The organism is Kitasatospora sp. NPDC018619 (genome assembly GCF_044391605.1).
Lineage (GTDB): Bacteria > Actinomycetota > Actinomycetes > Streptomycetales > Streptomycetaceae > Kitasatospora.
In genome coordinates, this window is the sequence record NZ_JBISAI010000004.1 from 387,988 (window position 1) to 399,613 (window position 11,626).

7 protein-coding genes are annotated in these 11,626 nt (G+C 76.5%); 2 read left to right on the top strand and 5 right to left on the bottom strand.

Going from position 1 to position 11,626, the window contains the following annotated elements:
* Positions 1-201 precede the first annotated feature (201 nt).
* Together ACH5AR_RS08980 and ACH5AR_RS08985 are read right to left on the bottom strand one after the other, a co-directional pair.
* On the bottom strand, positions 202-1,269 hold the full coding sequence (locus ACH5AR_RS08980) for a helix-turn-helix domain-containing protein (protein ID WP_396300677.1): 1,068 nt from the start codon (positions 1,267-1,269) through the stop codon (positions 202-204).
* Positions 1,266-2,267 carry a helix-turn-helix domain-containing protein gene (locus ACH5AR_RS08985; protein ID WP_396300736.1) on the bottom strand — a complete coding sequence of 334 codons (1,002 nt, stop codon included), beginning with the start codon at positions 2,265-2,267 and terminating at the stop codon, positions 1,266-1,268. The genes ACH5AR_RS08980 and ACH5AR_RS08985 overlap by 4 nt, the downstream gene beginning before the upstream one ends.
* Before the next feature lie 208 nt (positions 2,268-2,475).
* Here ACH5AR_RS08985 and ACH5AR_RS08990 point away from each other — a divergent pair, with 208 nt between their 5' ends.
* On the top strand, positions 2,476-5,223 hold the full coding sequence (locus ACH5AR_RS08990) for a helix-turn-helix transcriptional regulator (RefSeq protein WP_396300678.1): 2,748 nt from the start codon (positions 2,476-2,478) through the stop codon (positions 5,221-5,223).
* A 66-nt stretch (positions 5,224-5,289) separates the two neighbouring features.
* Here the strand turns inward: ACH5AR_RS08990 and ACH5AR_RS08995 are convergent, their stop codons facing one another.
* The 3 genes from ACH5AR_RS08995 to ACH5AR_RS09005 all read right to left on the bottom strand — a co-directional run bounded on the left by ACH5AR_RS08995 (position 5,290) and on the right by ACH5AR_RS09005 (position 10,033).
* Positions 5,290-6,222: a ribosome-inactivating family protein gene (locus ACH5AR_RS08995; RefSeq protein ID WP_396300679.1), complete on the bottom strand. Its 933-nt coding sequence runs from the start codon at positions 6,220-6,222 to the stop codon at positions 5,290-5,292.
* A gap of 465 nt (positions 6,223-6,687) precedes the next feature.
* Positions 6,688-9,621: a hypothetical protein gene (locus tag ACH5AR_RS09000; RefSeq protein WP_396300680.1), complete on the bottom strand. Its 2,934-nt coding sequence runs from the start codon at positions 9,619-9,621 to the stop codon at positions 6,688-6,690.
* Between the two features lie 61 nt (positions 9,622-9,682).
* On the bottom strand, positions 9,683-10,033 hold the full coding sequence (locus tag ACH5AR_RS09005; RefSeq protein WP_396300681.1) for a hypothetical protein: 351 nt from the start codon (positions 10,031-10,033) through the stop codon (positions 9,683-9,685).
* A gap of 113 nt (positions 10,034-10,146) precedes the next feature.
* Here ACH5AR_RS09005 and ACH5AR_RS09010 point away from each other — a divergent pair, with 113 nt between their 5' ends.
* A complete protein-coding gene (locus ACH5AR_RS09010; RefSeq protein WP_396300682.1) occupies positions 10,147-11,592 on the top strand; it encodes a hypothetical protein in 1,446 nt (481 codons plus the stop codon).
* Positions 11,593-11,626 lie beyond the last annotated feature (34 nt).

Sequence of the window (11,626 nt, forward strand, 5' to 3'; positions counted from 1 at the left end):
TCGCGGCTTCGTCCAAGGGCAGACCGCGTCCGACGGCACAGCGGGGCCGCGGTGCGGATGGGAGGCGGACGCCCTGGCTACCGCAGCGTGGGTGAGCGAGCACCAGTTGCCCGGATGCGTCCGCGGGGTGGGCAAATGGCGCGGTCTACCCGCTCGCGCACGTGGTTAGGCGGGTCTCGGCCGACCCGCGCAGGAGACGCGTCAGCCGTTCCGGCGCAGGTGGCGGGCGCTGGCCTGCCAGTCACTCGGCGTCATGCCGTAGGCGGCGCGGAACGCGCGGGTGAAGTGGCTGGAGTTGGCGAAGCCCCAGCGCCGGGCGATCCCCGCCACCCCGAGCTCCTCCGCCATCGGCCGGAGCAGGTCGCGATGGCAACGCTCCAACCGCTGCGTGCGGATCCACCCGCCGACCGTGGTGCCCTCCTGCTGGAACAGCTTGTGGAGGAAGCGGACGGACATGAAGTTCGCCTCCGCGATCCTGGACGGCGAGAGGTCCGGGTCGCGCAGGTTGCGCAGGATGTGCTCCTTGACCCGCTCCAGGTAGGCCGCTGCCCGTGGACCCTGCGGCCGGGCGCGCCCGGCCCGGTCGTCGACGAGCAGTGCCAGCAGGTCGAGTGCCGTCGCCGCGGCCCGGCGCCCGACGGCCTCGTCCAGGCCGTCCGCGGTGCGCGCCATCTGCGACAGGTAGCCGGCCACCAGCGCGGCGCTGCCGTCGGTGCCGCTGAAGGCCGTCGCGGTCAGTGCCCGCAGGTCGTGGTCCGGAACGTCCAGGTCCGCGCGGGGGAAGTGGAAGGAGGTGAAGACGAACGGCTCCTCCATCGTGTTCCGGAACGCCCGGGAGGAGTCGGTGAGGGAGAACTCGCCCGGCCGGACGACCGACTTCCGTCCGTCCTGCTCCTTCAGTGCGGTGCCCTGCTGCTGGAGGCTGAGGATGAGCGACGGAGCGCCGTCCGCGGCGCTCGCGCGGCTGTCGCGCGTCATCGTCTGCGGCCCCGCCTGGACCCTGGAGATCCGCACCGACCCGAGTCGGTGGCTGACGATCTCCCCGGGCAACGGCACCTCCTCCAGGAACTCCACGGTCACCGGCACGAAGGTGCGGGACACGGCGTCCTGCCAACTCTCCGCCCGGACGGCGCGGGGCGGCGACGCGGTGGCGAGGGATGCGGTGAAGGGGGTCACGGTGGCGAGGGACGCGGTGGAGGGGGACACGGTGGAGCGGGATGCGGTGGCGAGGGTTGCGGGCACCTGGGTCTCCTCGGGTCGATCGGTCATCGGGACACCGGGCCCCGGGTGTCCCGCGGCTCGGGCGGCTCGGTGCCGTCGCGGGTGTCGCGCCACCGGCTCGGCGAGATGCCGTACGAGGCGCGGAAGAGCCGGCTGAAGTGGGCCGGATCGGTGAAGCCCCACCGCTGGGCGACGCCGGAGACCGTGCTGTCGCCGCTGTCCCCGCGGGAGAGGTCCTCGGCAGTCGCCTGGAGGCGGCGGCGCTGGATCAGCCGGCTGACGGTGGTCCCCTCCCCTTCGAAGAGCTTGTGGAGGGAGCGGACGGAGATGCCGTGCGCGGCCGCGATCGTCTGCGGTCCGAGCCCGGGATCCCTGAGGTGCCGTTCCACGTGGGCGTGGATCTCCGAGATCCGGGTGTGCCGGGAGTCCTCCGCGGCCGGCGCGTCAGGGGCGGCCTGCTCGTTGACGAGGATGGCCACCAGGTCGGCGAAGTTGCACGCCAGCCGACCGGCGACGGGCCCCGAGCAGTCCCCGGCCGCCTCGACCAGGGTCAGCAGGGACTGCTTGACCAGGGCGGCCACCGGGCCGCCGGCGTCGGCCACGGTGGCCGTCACCCGTACCAGCTGCTCGTCGCGTACGCCCAAGGCCCGACGGGGGAGCAGGCACACCCTGACGTCCACGCCGTCCGGGTAGTCGACCACGTGGGGGGTCTCCGTGCACCAGAAGGAAACCCCTCCCGCGGGGACCTCGGCCGTCCGGTCGTCCTGGTGCACCACGGCACCGGTGGCCCCCATGACGGCGACCACGAGGAACCCCTCGGCCGGCCTGGTGCCACGGGCGATCTCCCGCACGCCGCGGGTGACGCGGCGGGGGCCGGCCTGCGTCGTGACGAAGAGCAGGTGCCCCAACTGCCGGGTCGTCATCCGGCCCGGGCCCGGCGCGGGCTCGTACGGGGCGACCGTCACCGGCATGGCGGCGACGGAGCCGGCCCGGCTCCGGAGACGACCGGTGTCCCCGTCCTGCGGGGGCCCGGCCTGGTCGGTCACGGACGTCAACGTTCCTCTCCCTCCGGTCGGCACGGCATCCAGCATGGAACACGCGATGACTTACGTCGGCGGCCGAATGACTGGGAAGCGACTGCGGGTGGTGTGGCGCCGGGCACATGACTCTCAGCGCACCCCGACTGTGCAATGCGTGCATCTACACTGCAACGGTCCAGGTCAGAGCACTGGCGCAGGCGCAGAGGAACATCGGATGTCAGGCACCACACTGTTCGGCCGGGACGAGGAACTGACGGTCGTCGACGCACTGGTCGACGCCCTGCCGGAGCGCGGCGACGCGCTGCTGGTCCACGGGGCTCCCGGGACCGGCAGGACCGCCCTCCTGGACCACGCCGCCGCCCGGGCCCGCGCCCGCGGATTCACCGTCCTCAGGGCCTCGGGGGTCCGGGCCGAGAGCGAGCTGCCGTTCGCGGGGCTGCACCAGCTCGTCCACACCGTGTCGGACCGCGTCGCGCGGCTGCCCGCACCCCAGGCGCAGGCGCTGCTGGGGGCCTTCGGCCTGGCGCAGCCGTCCCCCGACGCCTCCGGGCCGCCGCCCTTCGTGCTCTCGCTGGCCGTCCTCGGCCTGCTCGGCGAGGCATCCGCCGACGCTCCTGTGCTGCTGGTCGTGGACGACGCCCAGTGGCTGGACACGCCGACCCTGGACGTCCTCGCGTTCGTCGCCCGCCGGGTCGGCGCCGAACCCGTCGCCCTGCTCGTCGCCGTCCGGGAGGACCGTCCGGTGTGGCAGGGCCTCGCCGGCCTCCGCGAACTGCGCCTCGCGCCCCTGGCACCGGTCGCGGCCGACGCCCTGCTGGACGCCCGCCACCCCGCTCTCGCCCCGGGGACGCGCCGCCGGGTGGCGGAGCTGTCGGCCGGCAACCCCCTCGCACTGACCGAGCTCCCGCTCACCCTGGGGGCGGACGGGGCACCCGTGGGCTCCGGGGTGCTGCCGGAGCTCGCGCTCACCACCCGCCTGGAGCGCGCCTTCTCCGCGCCGCCGGGCGACCTGCCACCCGACACCCGGCACGCGCTGCTGGTCGCGGCCACCGCCGACCACGGCGCGCTGACCGAGGTGCTCGCCGCGGCTTCGGCGCTGACGGGCGCCGAGGTCTCCGTACGCTCCCTGGAGCCCGCGGTGGCCGCGGGTCTGGTGCGCGTCGACGGGTTCCGGATCGACTTCACCCACCCGCTGGTGCGCTTCGCCGTCCTCGGCGCGGCCCCGCTCGCGGACCGTCTCGCCGCTCACGACGCGCTGGCCCGCACCCTCCAGGCCCAGCCCGACCGGCAGGCGTGGCACCGGGCCGCGGCCGGCGGCCGGCCCGACGAAGCGGTGGCACGGCAGCTGGACCGGGCCGCGGCCGACGCGAGGGAGCGCGGCGCCGCCGCGGCCGCGCTGACCGCGCTGGAACGCGCCACCGCGTTGAGCGAGGTGCCGTCGGGCAGGGTGGCCCGCCTCCTGGGCGCCGCGGAGCTGCGCTTCGAACTCGGGCAGGCGGACCGGGTGGCGGAGCTGCTCCAGCAGGCCGAATCGCTGGGCCTGGACGTACCGGAGCGGGCCCGCGTGGTCCTGCTGCGGGAATGGCTGGAGTCGGAGTCCGACACGAGCACGGACCGGATCCACCTGCTGGTCGCCGCGGCCGAGCAGGCCGCCGCGGCCGGCGATCCCGGACTCGCGCTGCGGCTGCTGCGGGTGGCCGCGTGGCGGTGCTGGTGGGGGGACCCGGGGCGGGAACTGCGGGAGCGGGTCGTGACGGCCGCCGAGCGGCTACCCGTCCCCGAACTCCACCCGGACCTGGTCTGCACGCTGGCGGGGGCCGCCCCGCTGGAGGCGTCGGCGAGGGTGATGGACCGGCTGCGGCGCCTCGAACGCGAGGGCGGGTACGACGTCGGGACCGCCGCCACGCTGGCCAACGCGGCCATCATGGTGAACGCGTTCGACCACGTCACCGGATTCGCCCGCCACGCGGCGAACGGACTGCGCCGGCAGGGGCGCCACGGCCCGTTGACGAAGACCCTGGTGCTCCTCGCCCTCGCCAGCGTGCACACCGTCGACTGGGAGGCCGGACTCCCGGCGGCGGCCGAGGCCGCCCGGCTGGCCGAGGAGACCGCACAACCGCGCTGGCTGACCGGTGCGCGGGTGGCGACGGCACAGTTCGCCGCGCTGCGCGGGGACCTGGACACCGCGCTGGTCGCGATCGGCGAGGCGGAGGGCCAGGGGCTGACCGTGGTCGATCCCTCCAAACTCGCGTACATCCAGATCACCCGCGGCCTCATCGGCCTCGCCGCGGGCCGCTTCGCCGAGGCGTTCTCCTGCGTCTGGCGGGTCTTCGACCCCGCCGACCCCTCCTACCACCCGTTCCTGCAGACCATGGCCATCACCGAGTTGGCCGAGGCCGCCACCGGCGAGGACCAGCGGGCCATGGCGAAGGCCGCCCTGGAGGAGCTCCTCGCGTCCGCCGCGGCGAGCGAGGTCCAGACGATCCGGGTGAGCCTGGGCTTCGCCCGGGCGCTGCTCGCCGACGACGAGCACGCCGAGGAGCACTTCCGGTCGGCGTTCGACCTGGACATGTCCCGTACGCCCTTCGTCCGTGCCCGGCTGATGCTCGCCTACGGCACCTGGCTGCGGCGGCGCCGCCGGGTGATGGAGGCCAGGGCCCCGCTGCGGATCGCGCGGGAGTCCTTCGCGGCCATGGGCGTGGAGCCGTGGCGCGAGCGGGCGGCCCAGGAGCTCCGCTCGGCCGGCGAGGGCAGCAGGAGCCAGGGCCGCCCCGACCGGGACCTCCTCACCCCCCAGGAGGTCCAGATCGCCCGGCTGGCGGCGCAAGGGCTCTCCAACAAGGAGATAGGCCGGCAGCTGCACCTGTCGCCCCGGACGATCGGCACGCACCTGTACCGGATCTTCCCGAAGCTCGGGATCACGTCCCGCGGCCAGCTGAGCCAGGAGCTGGGCACGGAGTGAGTGCGACCGGGCCGAGGAGACCGGGGAGACCGGGGAGGGCGGCCGCGCGGTCGAGGCTCGGGGCCGTCAGAGTTCGTCGTGGCTCCAGTCCCCGTTGTCGGCGTGCGGGACGCTCATGGTCATCCGCACGTACCGGCGCAGGGTGGTCCGGTTGGTGATCAGCCCGACCTCCGGGATCCAGAGCGGGTTGGCCGCGGGCTCGTCCCCGTGGAGCGTCACATCGAGGCGGGACAGCGCGTCCCAGTTGTTCTCCAGCCACTGCTGCTCGATCGGCAGGGTCCGGACGTCCCACCCGTTCATCACCGCACGGAAGGTGCCCTCGACATCGTTGAACCGGGCGGCCTCCGCCACGGCCTGGATCATCAGGCTCAGGGACCGGGCGGTCGCCTGGCTGTCGCCCCACGGGTTGTTCTCGCCCGCGAGCTGCACGATGGAGTACCGCAGGTCGGTGAAGCTGATGGGCATGGCGTTCCGGTCCCGGCCGGCTGCCTGGGTCAGCGAGTTGTAGTTCGAACCGAAGGGCAGGGTCTGGATGGCGGGGTTGATCTGCGGCGCCGGGGTGTTGGTCTCCGCGAGCCGGTCCCTGAGCGCGTTGTCGATGTCGTTGAACTGGTAGGTGACGCCGTTCTCGTTGGTGAAACCCCACACGTAGAGGTTGGAGGGGTTGACCCACAGGTCGAGGTGGCGGCGCCGGCCCCGGTCGTCGGGCGCGGTCAGCGAGACCATGACCAGGCCGACGTTCTCGCCCTGGGTGCGGTCCAGGCTGGGGGCGGCCACCGCCGCCCGCAGGCTGGCCAGGAAGTTGGAGTAGGCGATCCGTTGGTCCCCGGACGGGCCGTACTCCGACAGGTCGAACCACACATGGGACATGCGGTGCCACCCGGTGAAGGCCTGGGCGGTCCCGGCACCGCCGAGGACGCCGGTGAGCGCCAGGCTCAGGCCAACGCCTGCCAGGAGGACCGAACGGAGCCGTGCGCGGACGGTGCTGTGCCTCTTCATGGTCTTCTCTCTTGTCCTACGGGCCGGTGGTCCTGACGACCGATCGGCCCGGGAGCGGCACTGGACGGCGCCCCGGTGATCTTGACGGGCAGCATCGTGCCACGGAGGGATCCGGCGGGATCGGGTCGATCAACCCCGTCGGCGGCCTGCGACGGCCCCGGACGGATCGCCGTACGGGCTGCCGGGCGCGCGGCGCAGATCGCGGCCGAGTTTCGTCTGAGGTGGCGTCAATTCGCTCTTTCGCAGGGGAATTTGGTGCTCGGCCAATCCGGCGGCCGGGGGCCGACCCGCAGGACCAGGACCCGGCCCCGCTGGCGTGCTTCGCCGCGCCGGGCCTCGCTGCCGCGCCTGTGCAGCCGTGCAGGATCCGCACAGTCGAGGACGCCGACGGTCAAGTCGACGGCAGCTGCGGGCCGTCCGGCCAAGGCGGGGCCGGGTGGGCGGCCGGTCGGTCGGTGGTGGGGGTCAGGAGGGGGCGAGGAGGAGTTCGACGCCGGGGGTGTGGTGGAAGGGGGTCGGGTCCTCGACGGGGCGGCGTTCGGCGGCGGGCAGCTGGTCGCGGCGGTCCAGCCAGCGGTCGAGGCGGGTCAGGGCGCTGCGGTCGCGGTCGGCGGAGTCGGTGTCGGCGGGTCCGGACTCGCGCAGCAGGACGCGGGCCGGGCGGCCGGTCGGGTCGGCCGGGGTGGCGGCGAGGACGGTGAAGGCGGTGCCCGGGGCGAAGGTCACCCGTGGCTCCTCGGTGCCGGAGCCGAAGGCGGCGGTGCGCCGTCCGGTGACCGACCAGACGTAGAACTCGACAGTGGCCGCGGCGAGTTCGGCGGCAGGGGAGGTCAGGCCGGTGACCGGGGCGGGCTCGGTCAGCCGTCGGCCGACGCGGTAGTGGGCGAGCAGGGCCGCCGGGTCGGGGCCGGGCGGGGCGCAGAGCAGGACCGCGCCGTGGTGGCTGGGCAGGTGGCGCAGACCGGAGCCGAGGCAGCGCAGGAAGGGGGCGAGCTCCGGCGCGCCGGAGCGGGCGGCCGCGACCAACTCGGCGCGGGGGGCCGGGATCCCGGTGTCGCCGTGGTGGAGGAGGACGGTGGCGAGGTCGGGCTCGATGTCGTCCTTGGCGGTGGAGCGCAGCCCCGGGAGCCGGGCGGCGGCCTGGTCGACCCGGGCGGAGCAGCGGTGGTAGTGCTCGCCGAGCAGTGCCCGGACGGCGTCGCGGTCGGCCGGGCTGCTGACGGGGGAGGGGGCGGGGGAGGGGGAGCCCTCCGGTGCGAGCAGGCGGTACTGCGGGCGGGCGGGGGGCGCTTGGACGCCGTCCGGGTCGGGGCTGTCCGGATCGTCGCCGTCCGGGTCAGCGCCGTCCGGGTCGGGGCCGGTCTCCGGGGCCTCGGCTTCGGGCTCCTCGCCGTCCGAGGCGAAGCCGCCGTCCGGGTGCGGATGCGGGTGCGGCTCCTCGTCCGGCACGGCGTCCGGGGCGGGGGCCGGTGCGGGCCGGTGGCCGCCCTCGGGGTCGGTGCGGGCGGGAGCAGGTGCGAGGGAGGGAACAGGGGAGGGCGCGGGGGACGGAGCAGGGACAGGCGCGGCAGCGGCGGCCGGAGCGCCGGCCACCGCGCCGTCGCCGGCCGGGCCGACCGGTCGGCGGGCGCCCGCGGCGGGTTCGTCCGGTCCGCCGCTGGTCGAGGTGCGGACGGGCGGTGCGACGGTCGCGGGCAGTGGCCCGGGGGCCGGGTCGGGGAGGGGCGCGGGGCCGGCCGGTGCGGCGAGCGCCAGAGCCGCCGGGGCGGCCGCGGCGACGGCGACGGGCTGCGGGGCGGTGATGGCGACGGGCGCCCCCTGCGCCGCCGTCGTCGGGTGCGCCGCCGGGCCGATCCCGTACGCCACCGGAGCCACGTCCGGTACGGCCCCGGTGGGCTGTTCGGGGCCGAGCCAGTCCAGGCCGTGCAGCCGGGCGACGAAGCGGGCGACCCGTTCGGCGTCCGGTTGCAGCAGCCCGTGGACCAGCAGCCCGAAGCCCTCGCCCCCGGCCTCCGGCAACTGGTCGAGCAGTCGGCCGAGCTCCTCGAAGACCTCGGCGTCCACGGGGCGGTCCCGCTCGCCGACGATCAGCAGCGGGCGGGCCGACTCGGGCCCGCGGAAGCGCGGGGTGAGGACGTGCGGGGGCTCCGGCCGCAGCCAGAGCCCGGCCGGGACGGCCTCCAGGGCCCAGTACGGGAACGCGTCGAAGACCGCGGGCCCCGCGGTGTGCCAGGCCGCCCCGCCGTTGCGCCAGCCGGAGGGGACGGTGCCCCGGCCCGGCGCGGCGGCGAGGCGCAGCAGGTAGGGCTCCCAGCAGGCGCGCCCGTGGGAGTCGAGCACGTACGAGGTGGGGCCGCCGGGACCGATGACCGGCAGGCCGATCGCGGCGTTCACCGGCCGGGCCAGCCGGGCGGACAGCGCGCCGGTGAGCGTGGCGAGTTCGGCGGGCGCGGCCCAGGGGGCGCTGACCAGCGGCCGGTCCGGCCCGAGGGGCAGGGCGGCCACGGCGTCCGCGAACTCCTCGGGCGGCAGGACGGGCAGCGCGGGCGTGCCGACGACCAGGACGACGGTGCCGGGCGGCGCGTCGGCCAGGGCGAGGCCGGTGAACGGTGCGGTGGGCTGGGCGGCCGGGTGGGTGAGCCAGTAGCCGTTCGGCAGCGGCCGCACGTGGACGGCCGGGGGGCGCCCGCCGACGGTGGCGGGGGCGGCCGGCGCGGGCTGGACGACGGCCCCGGCGCCCGGGCGGGCGGAGGGGAGGCCGTCCGGGCGGGCGGTGCGGGCCGGTTCGACCGGGGCGGTGGCGCCGATGGTCTCGCGCACCCGGCGCGGCGCGGCGCCGGGCGCGCAGTGCCACCACGAGGCGCCGTCGGGGGCGCCGTCGGGGGAGGTGACCTTGAGGTTGCCGTCGTGGGTGATCTCCACCAGGCCGTCCGGCGCGAGCACGGGCAGGCCCGCCCGGTCGGCGACGACCTCGGCCGGCCGGCGTCCGTTGGGCGCGAGCGCGGCGAGGCCGGAGGCGGCGAGGACCAGGCTGGTGGCGCCGCGGGCGCGGGCGATCACGCCGAGGTCGGCCATCCGGTCGCGCAGCACGGGGGCCGAGTCGGGGGCGGCGGCGACCACGATGAGGCTGTCCGGCACCGGCCGCAGGGCGCCGACGGTGGCGGAGAGCTCGTCCTGCCCGGCGGTGGCCGGAGCGATCACGAAGTGCGGTCCGACCGGCCGCAGTTCGGACCGTGGGGCGGCCGGGGCGCCGCCCGGCGGCCCGCCGGCGGGCACCGGGGCGCTCGCGTCGGCGCCGCCCCGGCCGGGGGACAGGGCGGCCGCAGCTCCGCGCCACCGGCCGAACCGGCGACGCGGAGCGGGGTCGTCGGCGGAGCGGCCGCTGCGGGAAGGACTCATCGCCGAGGTAAACGGGCCCGGCCCGGTCGCGGGTTCAGCCGCCCACCGCGGGGCGCCCCGGTCAGGCCGGGGGCTCCGCCGGCTCCGGCAGCAGACCGGTCTGGACCTGGACGGTCCGGCGCCGGGTGACGTACCGGGCGCGCCCGGGCGGCAGCCGGCGCGGCTTGACGCTGCCGAACAGGGTGCCCTCGCTCGGCGGCCAGGACAGCAGGGCGACCGGGGTGTTGACGTCCTGGAGCCGGCGCAGCAACTGGTCGGAGTAGGCGCGGCCGACGCCGGGCCGCCGTCTGTCGTCGACGGCGCGGCGGCCCTGGTGCGGAGCTGCTCGGCGGGCCGGGGCGCCGGTCCCGCCGCCCCAGCAGCCGGGAGCGAAGGACCAGTTCACGCCGTCGCCGGTGGAGGAGATCGTCAAGGCGCTGAACCTGTGGGCCCGGTCCGGCCGTGGGTACGGAGTGGGGACGTCCGCAGACCTGTCGCTCGGGCGCTCCCGCCGACAGGGGCGGCACGTGGAGCCGAGGAGCTGAGGTGGGCACGAGCACGGCTGGTAACCGGTCCCAGAACGGGCTGGTGGCGGGCTTCCAGCTGCCCGCGGTGGTCTGGGAGATGGAGGAGGATGCCGAGGGGGCCGCACCGGCCTGGGCCGCCGCGCCCGTACCGCCGGCCGTGCCGCAGTACGGGCAGGTCGCCGCCGTGCCCGCCTCGGTGCCCGGGCCGGAGCCGGTGCCCGGACCCGAGCCGGAGCCGGTGCCCGGACCCGAGCCGGAGCCGGTGCCCGAGCCGATGCCCGGGCCGGAGCCGGTGCCCGGGCCCGAGCCGGAGCCGGAGCCGGTGCCCGAGTCGGAGCCCGCGCCGGAGCCGATGGCCGAGCCCGAGCCCGTCGGCCCTGCGGTGGGGCGCTCCGCCCGGCTGAAGCGGCCGGTCGTGATCGCCGCCGTCACGGCCGGGGTGGTGCTGATGGGCCTGCCGTTCCTGATCACCGACGGCGGTGGCTCCGCCCACGGCGGCTCGACGGACGCCGGCCGGAGCAGGGCGGACCAGCCGCCCGTCGCGGGCCCCGAACTCGGCGATCCCACCCTGCCCCCGGCGCCGCTGGACCCGGTCGTCCCCGGGGTCCCGGCGGCCGAGCCGACGCAGGGCCAGCCGGCTCCCGGGGACCCGGTCGCCCTGACGGACGCGGTCGTCCCCGGGGCGCCGGCGCTTCCCGGCGGCGTCCCCGGTACGACCACCGGCACCGCCCCGGGCACCGGCGCGGCCCCGGTCGCCGCCGCCGGCGGTCCGCTCACCCGCCCCGCGCCCGGCGCCCCGGCGGCCGGCGGCGGTAGCGGTGGCGGCGGCACCGGTACGGGCGGCGGTGGCGGCACCGGGACGGCCCCGGGCGCCCCCGCGCCCCAGCAGCCGGCCCCCCAGCAGCCCGCTCCGCAACAGCCCGCCCCCCAGCCGCCGCCCGCCAAGCCCGCCCCGCCCACCTTCGGCGCGGTCGGCGGCAACGGCTGCGGCGGCTCCGCCGTCAGCTTCGCCAAGAACGGCTGGTGGACCAGCGGCTCGGCCGGCTGGCTGTCCAACTCGGCAGGCGGGTACGCCGGTTCGGGCTGCAACGGCTCGTACGTCTCGATGCCGATGTCCGGCGACGCCAACAAGGACGACAAGGACAACTCGGCGGTGTGGACCTTCACCACCTCGCCGGTCACCAGCGGCACCTGCCGGATCTCCGTCTACGTCCCGAACAACGGTGACCTCAAGGCCGTCGGCGGCAAGCCGTCCTTCTACACCGTGGACAACGCCTCGGGCGGTGCCGGTTCGTTCAACGTCGACCAGACCGCGAACCGCGGCGCCTGGGTCAACGCCGGCAGCTTCCCGGTCAGCGGCGGGCGGATCGCCGTGACGCTGCACTCCCGGGGCGTCGACTGGGGCGGCAGCGCGGACAAGGCCCACCATGCCGCCGCCGCCGTGCGCGCCGACTGCACGGGCTGACGGGCAGCCGGGGTCATCGACGAGTCAAGGAGAG

What these genes read in the sequence shown, in the direction of transcription:
- ACH5AR_RS08980 (WP_396300677.1), bottom strand. Translation starts at nt 1,269, where the DNA reads ATGACCGATCGACCCGAGGAGACCCAGGTGCCCGCAACCCTCGCCACC.
- ACH5AR_RS08990 (WP_396300678.1), top strand. Translation starts at nt 2,476, where the DNA reads ATGTCAGGCACCACACTGTTCGGCCGGGACGAGGAACTGACGGTCGTC.
- ACH5AR_RS08995 (WP_396300679.1), bottom strand. Translation starts at nt 6,222, where the DNA reads ATGAAGAGGCACAGCACCGTCCGCGCACGGCTCCGTTCGGTCCTCCTG.
- ACH5AR_RS09000 (WP_396300680.1), bottom strand. Translation starts at nt 9,621, where the DNA reads ATGAGTCCTTCCCGCAGCGGCCGCTCCGCCGACGACCCCGCTCCGCGT.